The organism is Bacteroidia bacterium (genome assembly GCA_040880525.1).
Taxonomy (GTDB): domain Bacteria; phylum Bacteroidota; class Bacteroidia; order CAILMK01; family JBBDIG01; genus JBBDIG01.
Genome location: JBBDIG010000027.1, coordinates 1 through 15,396 on the forward strand (window position 1 = coordinate 1; position 15,396 = coordinate 15,396).

Genomic DNA, 15,396 nt, shown 5'->3' on the forward strand with positions numbered 1-15,396 from the left:
AATGGAATTAACAATAAACCTGATTACATTAAATTTTAAAATAAAAAATGCAGTACTGTCTTCAACGATGTATGTTTCTCCTGGTGCTTCCATTGCTTCTGGTAGCCGCAAGACCGGCAAATGCACAAATGCCGGGTGATCCCGATACCACCTTCCGTTATTTCAAAAACGCATCAATTAATGCGCAGCCCCAATATTTCTCCCGCCAGAAGGGCGACTCGCTGGTTTTTGAATATGAAGTAAAAAATGCCGGCAAAGATGAGATTGCCGATGATGAATGGACCATGCGGCTGATGTGGCAAATTCCCGCCAAAGCAAAGAGTTTCTCGCTAAAAGCTGAAGACCTTAGTGATGCAAGAGCCAATTATCTGGTTGGTTGCTTCTGCCTGGGCCGAGGGTATTATGCCATAAACGAGGGAGAAATAAGCGGGATCCGGAGCAAAAATGGCGTCTGGCAGGTGCATGGCTCCATACAGTTCCAGGGTCGCGATGATAAGTATCACTCAGTAGATTTTTCGGGCAATTTCCTGCTTGTGGCTTCCGAAGGTGAGGAGTAAATGACGCAAGCCCCAATAAATGATAAGAGCCGCTACCTTTTTACAGGAGCGGCTCTTCTTTATTTAATTGTAATTTAATTCTTAATGCAGTGCAACACGCCTGGTGCTTACACCTTCAGCGGATTCAACGCTAAGAAGATACACACCACGGGGCAAACCGCTTACCTCCAGTGCTTTCTGCTGAAGACCTGTAACAGCCGTAAACGACTCCTGCATTACACTTTTACCAAGAAGATTGTACAGCGTAATCTTCACCGGTTGATTTACCTTCACGGTAAAATTCACCATAATGCGATCCTTAGCCGGATTTGGCATAATGCGAAAATCTTCCGCAGCTTCCGCGCGTTGTGCAATGCCAACCTGGCCTGATCCCTTCGGCACTATACCGGCAGTTGTTGATTTACGCAACACATTGCCATTGCTGCGATTAACTTCGAGAATGCGCTGGTGCCTGGCCAAATAACCCTTTTCAGTTTCAGAATACCAGTAATAAATTTCCTGCACTCCGTCCGTATAAAATGGAGTAGTGCCGGTAGGATTCGTGCTGTCCGTATAGTTCCGGATAACTTTGATGCGAAGTACATCATAATAGTTACGATTGCCAGGCAGTCTCAGCGTGCCGTAACCATCGGCTTCCACTGTGGTTTCGCCTTTCCTTTCAGTGCTCATTCCCTGCGCAGTTGTATATGCTACTATATCTGTTGTGATCATATCCTGATATTCCATTGGGAATTCAGCAAGTTTCTCAGGCCTGCTATGCTGCATCAAAATGTTGATTCCGCCATCCTCATAGCCTTCGCCTAATGAGGTAAATCCACCACTATTGAGCAAATAATAACGGTAAACATCATCTTCTTCTATGGCTAAATCAGCAGCGTCAAAGTCATCCTCATAAGGGGTTCCGGTAATCACTGTGGCATCCATAAAGACCTTAGTCCCATTAAGGGTAATACCGCTCAGATCCCAGGTTTCGTTACTTCCGGCATTGCCTATTGAAAACGAAGTGGTATCCGCCATCTGCAGTGTAAAGGTATCTCCGGCAGCAGAGTAGTTGCTTTGAGTAATTTCCGGTGATTGCGCCTTAGCCGGCAGGCCTGCGATTAATAATGCACCAAATAAACTAAAGTAGTTTCTTTTCATAATATAATTTTTGAACTTTAAAAATGAGGCGGCAAAATTAACCTAATTTTTATTAGCCCAATGTGGAATATTAGTGACAAAAGAAAAGAGTTCCACGCCAGTACGACATTCGCTGTTCAATGTGTTCACTGATCACTCGTAAACTCTTTTATCCCGGGCACGTTCAGATAATTCATAAATTTATCACAGCGAAAATGGAAAGTACGGAAGAAGCTGTACTGCTGAAACCGAAGGTGGCGCGACAGCAATTGATTCGGTTTTTTGAAGAAGTAAGGCAGCAAACAGAAAGACTTTGCGAACCCCTTGAAAAAGAAGATTATATTCCACAACCCGTGGTGGATGTAAGTCCTCCCCGCTGGCACCTCGCCCATACTACCTGGTTTTTCGAAACCTTTCTGCTACAAGAATTCCAGCCGGATTACAAGCCTTTTCATCCAGCATATGCCTTTATCTTCAATTCCTACTACAATTCTTTTGGTGAAAAATGGGAACGGCACAAGCGCGGCCATCTCTCCAGGCCCACAGTTAAGGAAGTTTACAGCTACAGGGCAAAGATCAATGAGCGCATGATCCACCTGCTGGAGAATGCTGACGAACAGGATTGGGATGACATCAGGGAAATCACCCTTATCGGAACGCAACATGAGCAGCAACACCAGGAGTTGCTGGTAACCGACCTTAAATACATATTGGCTAAAAACCCGCTGCATCCTGTATATCAGAACATCTCTCCACCGGCACCCGCTTCGCAAATTATGCCTGAGTATGTTCTATATCCAGAAGGCATCTATGATATCGGATTTGAAGGAGACGGATTTGCCTGGGACAATGAACGCAAGAAACATAAGGTCTTCAGCCAGGGTTTTAAATTGCGTAATACGCTGGTTACCAATGGTGAATATCTGGAGTTTATGCACGATGGCGGATACGAAGATTTCCGGCATTGGCTGGGCGAAGGCTGGGACCTCGTAAACCTCCACGGATGGAAAGCCCCGGAATATTGGGAACAGATTGATGGCGAATGGCACGAAATGACGCTTCAGGGATTGCGAAAAGTAGATCCAAAAGTGCCCGTCACACACATCAGCTTTTATGAGGCAGAAGCCTTTTCAAGCTGGGCAGGCAAACGATTGCCCACAGAAGCCGAATGGGAAATTGCCGCCCGGAAAATAATGCCGACAGCTTCAGAAGGCCATTTTGCCGAAAATGGATTTCTGCATCCTGTTTCGCCTGCTGAAGATGAGCAGGCCGCCATTAAACAAATGCTGGGAAATAACTGGGAATGGACGCACAGCGCTTACCTCCCCTATCCTGGCTATTCACGCGCAGAGGGCGCAATTGGCGAATACAACGGCAAGTTCATGATAAACCAGATGGTGTTGCGCGGAGGCTCCTGCGCCACACCCCGCAGTCATATCCGTATCACTTACCGTAACTTCTTTCATCCTGACAAACGCTGGCAGTTTTCCGGAATTCGCCTGGCAGAAGACCTGTAAATAAATATAGATGACCCAAACCACCAAACCCCGATTCGAGATATTGGCGGACACTGATCCCACCCAGGAAAATACACGCTTCGAGGGTTTCCTCACCGATGTATTGTTGGGCCTGACCAGCGACACTAAGCGGCTTCACTCAAAGTATATCTACGATAATGAAGGGAGCAGGCTCTTCAGCCAAATCATGGAACTGGAGGAATATTACCCCACCCGCTGCGAAAAAGAGATCCTCGAAAACCATAAAGAATACTTTGCCGCCCTTGCTGCAGGCGAGCCTTTTAATCTGGTGGAACTCGGAGCGGGTGACGGCCGCAAAACCAAAATTTTGCTGAAGCATTTTCTGGAAAAGGATCTTGACTTCCAGTATATTCCCATTGATATCTCCGAAGAGGCAATTAAAGGTTTGCTGGCTCAATTTGCAGAAGCGTATCCGGGTTTGGAAATGAAAGGACTGGTGGCAGAATATTTCCGCGGGTTGCGGTGGCTAAAGAATAGTTCTGAAAGGCGCAATTTCGTATTGTTCATGGGCTCCAACATCGGCAACTTCAACCTGCCCCAGGCCGGAGATTTCCTCAGGAGCCTGTGGAACAGCCTTCATGATGGCGATCTGGTGGCCATTGGTTTCGACCTGCAAAAAGACCTTGATACTCTGCGCAGCGCCTATAATGACTCCAAAGGGGTGACGGCTCAGTTCAATCTGAACCTGCTAAAACGCATAAACCGCGAACTCGGTGGCGAATTCGATCTGGACAATTTCCGCTTTTACTCCACCTACAACCCGAATTCAGGCGCCATAGAGAGTTTTTTGATAAGCCTAAAAGAGCAGGAGGTGCATATTGCGGAGCTCGACAGAAGCTTTACCTTCCATAAATGGGAGCCGATACATACTGAATATTCCTTCAAGTATAACCTTCGTGGTGTTGAGCAACTTGCAGCCTCCGCAGGATTTAAGATTGAAAAACACCTGACGGATTCCCAGGGCTATTTCCTGAATTCGCTGTGGCGGGTGCGGAAGGACGTTTGATCCAATTTATTTTGTCCCCTGAGGAAATATGCTATTTGCCATGATCAGAGCTTCCTGTAGTGCATCCTGGTCTATACCCGTTTTTACTCCCTCTTCCTCTAAAAACTGGACGATGTTTTCCGTGGCAATATTTCCGGTCAGTTCGTCTTTGGCCATGGGGCAGCCGCCAAATCCTTTAAGTGCCCCATCAAATCGTTTGCATCCACCTTTGTAGGCGGCTTCTATCTTTTCATACCATTTGTCAGGGTGTGAATGAAAATGCGCCCCGATCTCCACATCAGGATAAAGATGATTGAGCGTAGAAAACAGGTACGAAATATCCTCCGGTTTCGCTGCGCCTATGGTATCAGAAAGGGATATGATCTTCAAATCAAAGCTCCGGAGCCGGTCTACCCACTCAGCCACACCCTCCACGCTCCACTCTTCATTATAGGGATTTCCAAAGCCCATTGAAATGTAGGTTACGAGGCTCCTTTCTTTTTTCAAACACAGATCCTTGATCGTGTCCAGGTCATTGAGCGCATCATCTATGGTTTTATTGGTATTGCGAAGCTGAAACATTTCAGAGATGGAAAACGGGTAGCCGATGGCATTGATCTCCTCATGGGAGAGTGCATCCTCAGCGCCTCTCACGTTGGCTACTATGGCCAGCAATTTTGTTTGGGTTGATGATAAATCCAGCTTTTCCAGCACTGCTGCCGTATCCTTGAGTTGTGGAATTGCCTTGACTGAAACAAAACTGCCGAAATCTATCGTGTCAAAGCCTACCTTTAGAAGCTGGTTAATGTAAGCCGCTTTCTTTGCTGTGGGAATAAATTCTTTAATACCTTGCATGGCATCACGGGGGCATTCAATAATCTTCATTTAGCTGAAATATTAGGTTTATCAATAGTTTCGCAATTTCCTAATAAAATTCTATTCCGTTAATTTTGCTTCCTTGCACTAGAGAGTGGCTTTTGTATTGGATAAATTAATATGATAATGTCAGAACAAGACTTGCCGAAAAAAGAAGAAACAAACACCGGGATGGAGCAGGCGTCCAATCCGGAAAATGGATCTTCTGAAATGACTGGCGGACAGGAAGAGGAAAGCAGGAAGATCAGTGATTCTCCTGAACCTGAAAGCACCGAAAATATTGCTTCCGGGGAAAGCCCTGCGAAATCCGAACCCGAAGCGGCCTCTTTGGATAATTCAAAAACTGAAGACGAGCATTCGGATGAATCCAAAGATGATGAGGCTACCCATCATGATGAACAGGAAGACACCGAAGATCAGCACGATAGCGAGGAGGATGACCAGGAGGAAGCTGATCTGGAAACAATGACTCCGGAAGAGTTGGTGGAATTTGTGGAAAAGGCATCTACAGGAGAAGACATTATCCGGCTGGCCGTGAGGGTAAGGCAAGCCCGCTCCCTTTTCGAGGAAATTGTGAACGAAGAACAAGCCGCGCAGTTGGCCAGTTTCCTTGAAGATGAAGAAAACCAGGCGGAGGATTTTGTTGCTACACCCAACCCGCTCAGGGAACGCATGAGCGTTGCCAGCCGCAACTACCGGAAACTCCGGAAGGAAAAAATAAATGAGCTGAACCGCCAAAAGGAGGAAAACCTGGAGCAAAAACAGGCCATCCTTGAAAAGCTTAAAGAGATCACTGAAAACCTCAGCAACGCCAATCATTATCACGACTTCCGCTCGCTGCAGGATCAATGGCGCAGTATAGGTCCCGTTCCCCGCACTGAATATGAAAACCTGAAGAAGCTGTATAATTTTCATGTTCATAAATTTTTCGATAACCTGTCGCTCTATTCTGAACTGAAGGAGCTGGACCGGAGAAAGAATATGGAGAGCAAGCAGGAGATCATCAGTAAGGTGGTTGCGCTCCGGGAATTGGATGACGCGCTGGAGGCAATGCATCAATTGCGAACGCTGCAAAAGGAATGGAAGCGTACAGGCCCGGTACCTGAAGATGACTTCAAATCCTTAAATGAAGCATACAAAGAAGCTGTAGATACCATATACCAGCGAAAAGAAAAGCATGACGAACAGTGGCAGGAACAGCGCGAACAAAACCTGGCTGCCAAACGCGAAGTGCTGGGAAAACTTCAGGAACTGGCCGCATTCCAGACCGAATCAACGGATCAGTGGCTGGAAAAGAATAAGGAGCTTTCATCCTGGATAGAGGAATGGAAAAAGATAGGTTCGGTACCTAAGGAAATCCGCAAAGAGTTGTCAGCAGAATTCCGCGAAGCCGTGAAACAATTCAATGCTAACAAAAACAACTTCTTTAAAGAGCGGAAAAAACATCTTGCTGAGTACCTGAGAGAAAAAGAAGTGCTATGCGAAAAAGTGGAAGCCATCCTGCAGGAAGAAGGTGACATCAGCCAGCATAAGCGCGAAGTCATCAAGCTTCAGGACGACTGGAAGAAAACCAAACCGGTGCAGCGGAAATATTCACAGAAAATATGGAACCGGTTCAGGAAGGCGTGCGACCAATATTTTCAGCGGCTCACGGAGGCCAATCAACAGCAACATGCCGAGCAGCAAGAAAACCTGAAAGCAAAAGAAGCCATCTGCGAAAAGCTGGAAGAACTCGCAGCCAACCCGCCTGAAGATGTGAAGGAAGCAGTTAAAAATTATCAGGAAGATTTTAACCAGATAGGTTTTGTTCCATTCAAGGTTAAATCCGCAATCCAGGAACGGTTTCAAAAAGCCGTGCGCAGCCTGATGCTAAAAGGTAAATTTGATAAAGACCTGGACCCGAAGCTCATGAGCTATGCCCTGCACCTTGATAACCTGGTACAGGATAGGGAAGCAGCCGGCAAGCTTGACAATGAAATATGGAAACTGAACCGCGACATCAAGCGCATTGAGAATGACATGGTAACGCTGGATAACAACCTGGCTTTTTTCAGCAATTCAAAAAATGCTGACAAACTGAAGAAAGATTTTGAGAAGAAAATCCAGGATTACGAAGAAGAAATTAAAACGCTGAAACAAAAAATAAGCATGGTGCGCAAACGCTCATCCCTCGTTTAACGGTTTTATTATTCTATTTAATAAAAAGTCAAAACCCTTGAGCGCAGCCAGTTTGTGGCACAGGTTCAATAGCTGTTTTCGCTATCTGTTTTCCGCCAGTTCCCGCCACGGCATTCATTCCCCGTTTATGTATGAGTTTTATTGCAAGGTGTTGCTGGACATGAACTATTATCCGGTTTATAATTCGATCGCCCGCTTCCGGCATTCGCTTGAGCATGATGAAAGCTGGCTGTCAAAAAAAGAATTGGGGGCGGGCTCAAATGCGGGATTAACCACCAGGCGCTTACTGCGGAAAGAAGCAAAACATTCAGGAATCCCTGCAGATTACGGCCGGTTATTGTATCGCATCGTCCGGCATTTCCAACCCCGATATGCGCTGGAATTAGGAACATCCCTGGGACTAAGTGCATTCTACCAGGCAGCAGCAATGGCGCAAAACAGCGGGAGCGAATTTGTGAGCATTGAAGGTTGCAGCGACACGCACCAGGCAGCCACACGAAATCTGAACGCCATTGCTCCGGAGCTGGGCATTGACCATTTCGTTCAGTTCCGCCTGGGTGATTTTAATGATGAACTGCCAAAAGTGCTGAAGGAATGGCCGCGGCTTGATTATGTATTTATTGATGGCGATCACCGGGAAGAGCGGTTGCTCCATTACTTTCGGCTTTGCCTGCAAAAAGTGAATGAAAACTCTGTGATAGCGGTAGATGATATCTACTGGTCTCCGGGGATGACCCGCGCCTGGCAAGCTATTAAGCAGATGCCGGAAGTAAGGCAAACGGCAGATTTATATCGCTTTGGATTGGTATTTTTCAGGAAAAGTGCAGCACCTCAACATTTTATATTGAAGTTTTAAAATCAGCAATGGAGGGAATTTATGAAGTAATAGTGGGGAGCCTGGTGTTGAGCCTTGTTCATGCTGCCATTCCCAGCCACTGGTTGCCGGTGGTGGCAATAAGCAAAACGGAAAACTGGTCCCTTCGTGAAACGCTGGTGGTAACGCTGATTGCCGGCTCTGCCCATACCATCAGCACGATTTTGCTGGGCCTGCTTATCGGCTATATGAGCCTTCAGTTGTCATCCATTGAGATCGTGCAACGCTATATTACGCCCGGCATCCTCATGGCATTAGGTGTTTATTATCTGGTGCGTACCTGGCAGAGCCAGACGCATCATCATCATATTCCTGAGCACCTGCATTCTTCACGCTCAAAAGCGGCTATTATAATTTCCCTCGCTGTTGGGATGTTCTTTTCTCCATGCCTGGAACTTACCTTCATTTATTTGCGGGCAGGCTCTTTTGGATGGGCCGGTTTGGGCGCAGTAACAATGATTTACCTGATTGTGCCTGTGCTGGCTATGGTGATTCTGGTAACGCTCAGCGTAAAAGGCATTCAAATGCTAAACCTGCACATTCCTGAAAAATATGAAAAGCTGGTAACAGGGATTGTTCTGGTTTTGCTGGGCCTGGTAGCCATGCTCGCTGAAAACGTGCAGCATTAGCAGATTAAATCATACGCCTGATAAATGCCAGTGGGTGTGTGATTATCCCTGTTTCAGCGTTAATGATCCCGTGCTCTGAGAGTTTATCATTCCTGACTTTAGAACCTCCCACCGAAGTCGCATGGATCAAACCATCATTTGCTGCTAAAATTCCAACATGCGTGATCCTTCCATTTGCGCTGCTGAAAAAGGCAAGATCGCCTGGCTGCCGGTCATGCCAGTCCACCGCATTCCCCTGTTTGGCCTGGAGGCTTGCATCCCGTGGCAGGCTATAGCCTGCTATTCTGAATAGCGTTTGCACCATCCCGGAGCAGTCGGTTCCGAAAGTAGTTCGGCCACCCCACAAATAAGGAGTTTCGAGAAACCGCGTTGCCATCTCTAAAATAAGAGAAACGTCAAGAGTTTCAGGCAAATGAACTTTTCCTTCAAAAGCAAACTCCTCATCTCCCGCAGTGCAACAGCCCTTCGCGGAGCGGTAAATGGTGCTGCCAAAATATATCGGAAATCGCCTGCTTTTATTCTCAATTCGTACGATGGAATCCACCGCATAGAAAGGCTTTTGTTGCCTTAATACCTGGCAGGCAGATGCCTCCAGAATCGCAAGGGAAGCATTCTCAATCCAGCCCTCATATCCGTCAGCTTCCAGCGTTACTCTATGCCACGCCTCTAGCGACTCATGTACCTTGAAAATTTCTCCGAAAAGGACTGAAGTCACCATCTCGCTTCGATGGCTTTTATCCGCGCGTACCGGCATCCAGCTTAGGTTACAAATGCCGAAAGGAACTGACATAAATAGCAGAAGCGGTAATTAATCCAAATGAAGTTTGGCTTTGCGCGCCAGGAGGGTTTCTTCGCTTTCTCTGCGATCAGGATCATCCACGCAACAATCTACGGGGCAAACAGCCGCACATTGAGGCTCTTCATGAAATCCCATGCACTCAGTGCATTTATCAGGAACAATAAAATACACCTCATCCGAAACAGGCTGAAAGCGCTTATTAACATCTACCTGTTCTCCTTCAAAATCTATCGTCCCGGTTACTTCAGTTCCATCACTAAAGGCCCACTCAGCACCAGGTTCATAAATGGCATTATTAGGGCATTCCGGTTCGCAAGCCCCGCAATTGATGCACTCATCTGTGATCATTATTGCCATATCTGCTCCTTTTTATTGTTTTAGTTTTGCAATTCGTCTACAAAACTATATCCTTTTTGTTCAACCCTTATGATTTACTTTAATGACCCAAACTAACCAGACAACCCAAGTGTTGGATGCCTGGGGTTCTTTGTTGAATAATCAACTTCAGAAAGGACAACTGGACCACGCAACTCAAAAAGCCCATGAGGCAAATGCCTGGTTCACGCCAGAAAACCTGCGTTTTTCCTTGCAATCCATTATTCACAATTTTCTTAATTCTGATAAGTTGGATAACTGGCTTTCAACTTATGACATTCCGGAAAACCACGCGCCCAAAACCGTAGCCCTTGTAATGGCCGGCAATCTCCCGCTCGTGGGACTTCATGACCTGCTTGCGGTAATGGTGACCGGCAACCGGGCAATGGTAAAAATGTCATCCAAAGACCAGATTTTGCTGCCGGCATTGCTTGATGAATTATTTGAGATAGAACCTGCCTGGCGGGATACAATTTCGTTGGTAAAAAAACTGGAGAATTTTGATGCCGTGATCGCGACCGGTTCAGATAATACTGCCCGTTACTTTCATTATTATTTTGGAAAATACCCGCACATCATCCGGAAAAACCGCAACTCAGTTGCCATCCTCACCGGTAACGAAAGCGAGAAAGACCTCCGGGGATTGGGTGAGGATATGCTGCGCTATTTTGGTCTCGGTTGCCGCAATGTCTCCAAAATATATGTACCGGAAAACTTCAGCTTTATTCCGCTCTTCGAAGCGATAGAACCAATGGCTACAATAGGTGACCATAACAAGTATTACAATAATTATATGTTTCACAAAAGCCTGATGCTGATCAATAAAGTCCCACATCTGGATAATGGATTTTTATTGCTGAAGGAAGATGAGCAAATTGCTTCCCCTTTATCTGTAGTACATACCCATCACTACAAATCGCTTGACGAGGTAAATGCTGATATAGCCGCCAAAAAGAAACAAATACAGGTAGTAGTGGGATATGAAAAACCCGGGGAACTGCTGCCCGGTGAAGCACAACAACCTGAATTATGGGATTATGCTGACAAGGTTGACCCTCTCAACTTTCTGCTGAACCTCTAGCTGGCGATCTTTTCAAACGTTCCAGTTCCCGCCAGAATCCCGGAAAGGATTTCTGCACAACCTCCGGATCATCAATTTTCACGTTTGGATATATCATGCCGAAAGGCGCAAAGCTCATGGCCATCCGATGATCATTGTAGGTGCTGATTCGCACTGGATGCCTCGGGACTTCTCCAAAACTCAGGCTTTGCAGTGAATCAGCCCCGGCTTCAGTTTCTGTTCCCAGTTTGCGAAGCTCGGTTTCCAGAGCCTTCAATCGGTCGCATTCCTTGACGCGAAGATTCTTTATGCCCTTTAGGTGAAATGGAATTTTCATCAGGCTGCACAGCACGGCAAATGTCTGCGCCAGATCAGGATAATCAGTCAGATCCTTATTGAATTCTGAAGGAAAGTTGGTATTTGATTTTTGAATAAAACATTTACGGTTGAAATACTGAGTTTTTATGCCGAACGCTTCCATCCATTCCACCATGATGCTGTCACCCTGCCAGCTTTGGGGATGCAGGCCCGGCAGCAGTATTTCAGCTTTTCCGGCCAGTGCGGCAAGTGCGTAAATATAGGATGCAGCCGACCAGTCATTTTCTATGAGCATAGGCCGCAAAGTCACTGGCTGCTCCGGCACATCTATCCTGTCTATGCTCCTTTCGAATTCTACTCCGTGATATGCCAGGAGCCGCAATGTCAGCTCTACGTAAGGTTTTGAAACCTGATCGCCTCCTATTTCCAATTGCAGCCCGTTTGGTAAAAAAGGCGCTATGAGCAATAATGCGCTGATATACTGGCTGCTTATACCGGCTTTTATTTTAACACTTCCGCCCCTCTGTATTCCCTGAATTATTTCTACCGGAGGATAACCTTCCTTGCCGTGGTAGCGAAAATCTGCACCCAATTGCCGAAGCGCATCCGTAAGCTGTGCTACAGGGCGCTTCTGCATTCGCTTGCTTCCAGTGAGGATTTTCTTCATGCCTTTCGCAGCAAAACATGCAGTAAGAAAGCGGAAGGCAGTACCGGCATTTTCCAGGTCAATTTCATTGTTTTCGCTTGTCAAGGCGTTTAGCATCAACAGCGTATCCTGCGCTTCTGAAAGGTTTACAATGGCAGCATCATTATCATCCGCCATAAATTGAAGTGCAATCATGCGGTTGCTCAGGCTCTTGGAAGCCGGTAAATTCACCGTTCCCGATATTGATTGAAAAAATGGCTGGCTCACGCTGTTCTGCTTCCGGTTATTGTTATCTGTTTCAATTCCTTCTTCAGATCTTCAGTAGTCAGTTCCACACCGGTTTCGCAACTCCCTATTTTATTGAGAAGCGAAAACCGGAACGTACCTAGGATATTTTTTTTATCAGCTTTTAAAAAAGAAAACAGTTGTTGTGGTTCTGGAAAATTTAAAACCGGAAAGTGTTGTTTAATGAAATTCACGATGGAGTGAAATTCTTCCGGAGGCAGGCCGGAATAGGCAACTGACAAGGCGGCTTCTGCCATCATTCCGGCAGCTATGGCTTCTCCGTGCTTTAAGGGTGTAACAGCCTGCTCCAGAGACCAGCTCTCCAAAGCATGGCCTATGGTATGTCCGAAATTCAATTTCAGTCGCGCACCCTGCTCAGAGAAATCTTCCTTCACCAGCCGCTCTTTCACCTCCATAGATTGCTGAAGCAACGGCTGAAGGCTCTCCTGCGACACTGCTGCTGATTGAAGTTTTTCCCACAAATCCCGGTCTGCGATAAGCGCATGTTTCACCATTTCTGCAAATCCTGAACGCAATTCCGGAACCGGTAATGTATGCAGAAAACCTGGATGCACTACCACCTGATGTGCTTCGCTAAATGTTCCAAGCTGGTTCTTATAATGCCCAAGGTTCAGCCCTGTTTTCCCGCCCAAAGCAGCATCTGTCATGGCCATCAGCGATGTTGGAATATGGATAAGGCGAATTCCTCTTTTGAAGATCGCAGCCGTAAACCCGCCAAGATCGGTTACTACTCCTCCTCCCAGATTTAAAAGCACCGATTGCCGGTCTGCTCCTTTCTCCATCATTTCATGGCAAAGGCGCAGGCAAACCTTCATTTCCTTGGAAGCCTCTCCGGCTTCAATTTCAAGGTGATGAAATTGCCGTGGCTTCAGGTTGCGCTGCAGGATGGGGAGGCAGTGCCGTGTGGTATTCTTATCCGTCAGCACAAAAACCGAAGAGGGATTCAGCTCTTGCAGCAACTTGTCCGGCATCTCCAGCCGCGGATCCATTATATAGCCCATGATGAGTTTTCAGATGAAAATTCTGTTGTCAATTATTTCGCAACAATACCCTTTTCCTGCCCGTTTTGAATGGCGTATAAAAAGATAATAATTATGAGCGATTTGATCAATTGGTTCGAGATTCCGGTAAATGACTTTGACCGTGCAGAGACTTTTTATAATGGCTTATTTGAAATAGAGCTCGAACGGACAGTACTCAATGATGCCACTTACGGCAACTTTCCCCGCACGAGCCGTTCCAGGAACCAGGTTGGCGGTGCTATTGTGAAGGGCGGACAGAATAATCCAAGTTCTACAGGCACTATTGTTTACTTCGATGTAACAGGAGAAATGGAGGCTGTGCTGAATCGTGCTGAGCGTCTTGGCGGCAAGATAGAAGTAAACCGCACACTCATTGACGTGAACCGTGGATATTTTGCGCTTATCCATGACAGCGAAGGAAACCGGGTAGGTTTATTCTCAGAAGAATAATCGCCTATTTAATTCCGGAATAATGCTGTTGCTGAAATTTTAAGAAGCTCTTTCTTTCAGGTTTCGGCCTTTGAACCGCTTTCAGAAGGATCGAGCCGGTGATGGCGCAAAGCGTAAAGCAGAATAATATCCACCACCACGTGGGCAGTAATGGCAGCAATAATTCCGGCATATTCAAATAAATATCCCAGTCCGGCTGACAAGAGGATCATGTATATCCCATATAATGTAAGGCTCCAGTTATACGGATTGAGATAGCCGTGGAGGGCCACAAATATGATAGCTGTGGGCCAGATAGTAAGCAACGGCTGCACAGCCCCCCGAAACAGCAGTTCTTCTCCAATCCCAGCTGAAAAGGAAAGCAACAGGATCTCGAAACCGTTGAGCCGCATTCGGTATAACAAACTGCTGAAAAAGCGCCTGACGCCACCCATTGCAGGTGTCCGCAGTATTTCCCGTGCAATCCAGGCGCTGCCCATTCCATAGGCGCTTCCTGCCAAAACCTGCCATTGCCATTCCCAACCTTCCTGGAATACGTCAATGAGTGGACGCGGAATAAATGCACGGCTAATGAACTCTCCCACAATTGGTAATACCAGCAACGTAATAGCGCAAAGCACATACAGCCGGTGCTTAATATTGGGTGGGTTATTCTTCTTCTCTTCGGTGCTCATCATTGGGCCATGAAACATTCATGGGCAATGTTAGAAATAATATTATCCGTAAATGGATGTTTGATATTAGATTTGCCGCCTATGTAAGGATGAAGGAACAAAGGATGTTATATTGTATTTTATGAACTTTCTTGTTTTTTAATCCTTCTTATGAACATGTTTAGTGAGTATCACACTTAACTCATGTATTTTTGAACACAGCTTAAAACAATTTTTCACTTATAAAATTCCATACGAAATGGCAAAACAGAAACTGAGCTTCTATGATGTGAAGACTAAAGACAAATTTGAAACTGATAAATTTGATATCAGGGAAAAAGGCGGAAGAAACTTTGCTGTGGCAAAGTCCCCGGCAGGCACGCATGAATGCTGGCGCGTTCTTTCAAAAGACCAGGCAGCTAAGCTTAAGTAATCAAATTATCTAAGGCAAAAAGCTGAGGCAGGTGATTCAGAACTTTCACCCACCTCAGCTTTTTTTATGTTTTAATCAAAATAGAAATACCTGAAAAGCAGCAGAATCACAAGCAGGATCACCGCAATGATCACTGCAATCCTGTTTTCCTTTTGCTGCTGTTTTAATTCCCTGTCCATATTTGTATTGATTTAAAGGTTATGAGCACTTCTTCAGACCGGGGGAAATGTAGGAGCTAAGGCGCGTTTATGGACAGATGAATTCTGCAAAGAAGAATAGGTTCCGGATCCACAGAGGCGATTTCTTCAGCATGGTCCAGGAACGGGAAATAAACCGGTAAACTGAGACCAGCATCCGCAAATGGAGTAAGTAATACAGGTTGCGGCTTGCAACCATCCTCATTCTGCTCGTCTGCTGCAGTTCCTATCGCTGTATTATTCAGTTCTTCACCCTGCCATGAATAAGAAATAGGTGAGGAGCAGCTTCCAAAGCCGAGGAGGTAAAGGAGTAAAAAGCCAGCAAAGCAGGATGGCAACATAGCGAAAATGGCAACAAAAACGCAGTGAATTTCTGCGATG

At 46.1% G+C, this 15,396-nt stretch carries 17 protein-coding genes; 9 read left to right on the plus strand and 8 right to left on the minus strand.

The window, feature by feature from the left end:
• Positions 1 to 47 precede the first annotated feature (47 nt).
• On the plus strand, positions 48 to 557 hold the full coding sequence (locus WD077_07875; GenBank protein MEX0967141.1) for a hypothetical protein: 510 nt from the start codon (positions 48 to 50) through the stop codon (positions 555 to 557).
• A gap of 81 nt (positions 558 to 638) precedes the next feature.
• Here WD077_07875 and WD077_07880 read toward each other — a convergent pair whose 3' ends face one another.
• A complete protein-coding gene (locus WD077_07880) occupies positions 639 to 1,697 on the minus strand; it encodes a T9SS type A sorting domain-containing protein (GenBank protein ID MEX0967142.1) in 1,059 nt (352 codons plus the stop codon).
• A gap of 194 nt (positions 1,698 to 1,891) precedes the next feature.
• Between WD077_07880 and egtB the strand changes: the two genes are divergently transcribed.
• Positions 1,892 to 3,193 (plus strand): ergothioneine biosynthesis protein EgtB, encoded by a 1,302-nt coding sequence (gene egtB, locus WD077_07885; protein ID MEX0967143.1) that lies wholly within the window; start codon positions 1,892 to 1,894, stop codon positions 3,191 to 3,193.
• Positions 3,194 to 3,203: 10 nt separating this feature from the next.
• On the plus strand, positions 3,204 to 4,220 hold the full coding sequence (gene egtD, locus WD077_07890) for an L-histidine N(alpha)-methyltransferase (protein MEX0967144.1): 1,017 nt from the start codon (positions 3,204 to 3,206) through the stop codon (positions 4,218 to 4,220).
• Positions 4,221 to 4,226: 6 nt separating this feature from the next.
• Here egtD and WD077_07895 read toward each other — a convergent pair whose 3' ends face one another.
• Entirely contained in the window at positions 4,227 to 5,084 is an 858-nt protein-coding gene (locus tag WD077_07895) for a hydroxymethylglutaryl-CoA lyase (protein ID MEX0967145.1), read from the minus strand.
• Between the two features lie 117 nt (positions 5,085 to 5,201).
• On the opposite strand from WD077_07895, the gene WD077_07900 reads away from it, so the two are divergent.
• Genes WD077_07900 through WD077_07910 form a run of 3 tightly spaced genes read left to right on the plus strand, consistent with a single transcriptional unit; the run spans position 5,202 to position 8,756 of the window.
• Entirely contained in the window at positions 5,202 to 7,253 is a 2,052-nt protein-coding gene (locus WD077_07900; protein ID MEX0967146.1) for a DUF349 domain-containing protein, read from the plus strand.
• A 37-nt stretch (positions 7,254 to 7,290) separates the two neighbouring features.
• Positions 7,291 to 8,109: a class I SAM-dependent methyltransferase gene (locus tag WD077_07905; GenBank protein MEX0967147.1), complete on the plus strand. Its 819-nt coding sequence runs from the start codon at positions 7,291 to 7,293 to the stop codon at positions 8,107 to 8,109.
• Between the two features lie 8 nt (positions 8,110 to 8,117).
• Positions 8,118 to 8,756, plus strand: a complete 639-nt coding sequence (locus WD077_07910) for a hypothetical protein (GenBank protein MEX0967148.1) — start codon at positions 8,118 to 8,120, stop codon at positions 8,754 to 8,756.
• Positions 8,757 to 8,760: 4 nt separating this feature from the next.
• Here WD077_07910 and WD077_07915 read toward each other — a convergent pair whose 3' ends face one another.
• Together WD077_07915 and WD077_07920 are read right to left on the minus strand one after the other, a co-directional pair.
• A complete protein-coding gene (locus tag WD077_07915) occupies positions 8,761 to 9,510 on the minus strand; it encodes an NlpC/P60 family protein (GenBank protein MEX0967149.1) in 750 nt (249 codons plus the stop codon).
• A 54-nt stretch (positions 9,511 to 9,564) separates the two neighbouring features.
• The gene (locus tag WD077_07920) at positions 9,565 to 9,912 is read right to left on the minus strand and encodes a 4Fe-4S dicluster domain-containing protein (GenBank protein MEX0967150.1); all 348 of its coding nucleotides are present in this window, start codon (positions 9,910 to 9,912) and stop codon (positions 9,565 to 9,567) included.
• 82 nt (positions 9,913 to 9,994) lie between these two features.
• Here WD077_07920 and WD077_07925 point away from each other — a divergent pair, with 82 nt between their 5' ends.
• On the plus strand, positions 9,995 to 11,011 hold the full coding sequence (locus WD077_07925) for an acyl-CoA reductase (protein ID MEX0967151.1): 1,017 nt from the start codon (positions 9,995 to 9,997) through the stop codon (positions 11,009 to 11,011).
• Here WD077_07925 and aroA read toward each other — a convergent pair.
• Complete coding sequence (gene aroA / locus WD077_07930; GenBank protein ID MEX0967152.1) at positions 10,989 to 12,221, minus strand: 3-phosphoshikimate 1-carboxyvinyltransferase; 1,233 nt, start codon at positions 12,219 to 12,221, stop codon at positions 10,989 to 10,991. The two genes, WD077_07925 and aroA, sit on opposite strands and share 23 nt — an antisense overlap.
• Positions 12,218 to 13,261, minus strand: a complete 1,044-nt coding sequence (locus WD077_07935; protein ID MEX0967153.1) for a 3-dehydroquinate synthase family protein — start codon at positions 13,259 to 13,261, stop codon at positions 12,218 to 12,220. Before WD077_07935 ends, aroA begins: the two co-directional genes overlap by 4 nt.
• Before the next feature lie 93 nt (positions 13,262 to 13,354).
• Between WD077_07935 and WD077_07940 the strand changes: the two genes are divergently transcribed.
• Positions 13,355 to 13,732, plus strand: coding sequence for a VOC family protein (locus WD077_07940; protein MEX0967154.1), 378 nt, complete (start codon positions 13,355 to 13,357; stop codon positions 13,730 to 13,732).
• A gap of 56 nt (positions 13,733 to 13,788) precedes the next feature.
• Here the strand turns inward: WD077_07940 and WD077_07945 are convergent, their stop codons facing one another.
• Entirely contained in the window at positions 13,789 to 14,424 is a 636-nt protein-coding gene (locus tag WD077_07945; protein MEX0967155.1) for a CPBP family intramembrane glutamic endopeptidase, read from the minus strand.
• A gap of 220 nt (positions 14,425 to 14,644) precedes the next feature.
• Here WD077_07945 and WD077_07950 point away from each other — a divergent pair, with 220 nt between their 5' ends.
• On the plus strand, positions 14,645 to 14,818 hold the full coding sequence (locus WD077_07950; protein ID MEX0967156.1) for a hypothetical protein: 174 nt from the start codon (positions 14,645 to 14,647) through the stop codon (positions 14,816 to 14,818).
• Positions 14,819 to 15,053: 235 nt separating this feature from the next.
• On the opposite strand, the gene WD077_07955 is transcribed toward WD077_07950, so the two are convergent.
• The gene (locus tag WD077_07955; GenBank protein ID MEX0967157.1) at positions 15,054 to 15,356 is read right to left on the minus strand and encodes a hypothetical protein; all 303 of its coding nucleotides are present in this window, start codon (positions 15,354 to 15,356) and stop codon (positions 15,054 to 15,056) included.
• Positions 15,357 to 15,396: the final 40 nt, after the last annotated feature.

Bases quoted from the DNA above. Each gene is read 5' to 3' on its own strand.
- WD077_07875 (MEX0967141.1), top strand. From the start codon at position 48: ATGCAGTACTGTCTTCAACGATGTATGTTTCTCCTGGTGCTTCCATTG.
- WD077_07880 (MEX0967142.1), bottom strand. From the start codon at position 1,697: ATGAAAAGAAACTACTTTAGTTTATTTGGTGCATTATTAATCGCAGGC.
- egtB (MEX0967143.1), top strand. From the start codon at position 1,892: ATGGAAAGTACGGAAGAAGCTGTACTGCTGAAACCGAAGGTGGCGCGA.
- egtD (MEX0967144.1), top strand. From the start codon at position 3,204: ATGACCCAAACCACCAAACCCCGATTCGAGATATTGGCGGACACTGAT.
- WD077_07895 (MEX0967145.1), bottom strand. From the start codon at position 5,084: ATGAAGATTATTGAATGCCCCCGTGATGCCATGCAAGGTATTAAAGAA.
- WD077_07900 (MEX0967146.1), top strand. From the start codon at position 5,202: ATGTCAGAACAAGACTTGCCGAAAAAAGAAGAAACAAACACCGGGATG.
- WD077_07910 (MEX0967148.1), top strand. From the start codon at position 8,118: ATGGAGGGAATTTATGAAGTAATAGTGGGGAGCCTGGTGTTGAGCCTT.
- WD077_07915 (MEX0967149.1), bottom strand. From the start codon at position 9,510: ATGCCGGTACGCGCGGATAAAAGCCATCGAAGCGAGATGGTGACTTCA.
- WD077_07920 (MEX0967150.1), bottom strand. From the start codon at position 9,912: ATGGCAATAATGATCACAGATGAGTGCATCAATTGCGGGGCTTGCGAA.
- WD077_07925 (MEX0967151.1), top strand. From the start codon at position 9,995: ATGACCCAAACTAACCAGACAACCCAAGTGTTGGATGCCTGGGGTTCT.
- WD077_07935 (MEX0967153.1), bottom strand. From the start codon at position 13,261: ATGGGCTATATAATGGATCCGCGGCTGGAGATGCCGGACAAGTTGCTG.
- WD077_07940 (MEX0967154.1), top strand. From the start codon at position 13,355: ATGAGCGATTTGATCAATTGGTTCGAGATTCCGGTAAATGACTTTGAC.
- WD077_07945 (MEX0967155.1), bottom strand. From the start codon at position 14,424: ATGTTTCATGGCCCAATGATGAGCACCGAAGAGAAGAAGAATAACCCA.
- WD077_07950 (MEX0967156.1), top strand. From the start codon at position 14,645: ATGGCAAAACAGAAACTGAGCTTCTATGATGTGAAGACTAAAGACAAA.
- WD077_07955 (MEX0967157.1), bottom strand. From the start codon at position 15,356: ATGTTGCCATCCTGCTTTGCTGGCTTTTTACTCCTTTACCTCCTCGGC.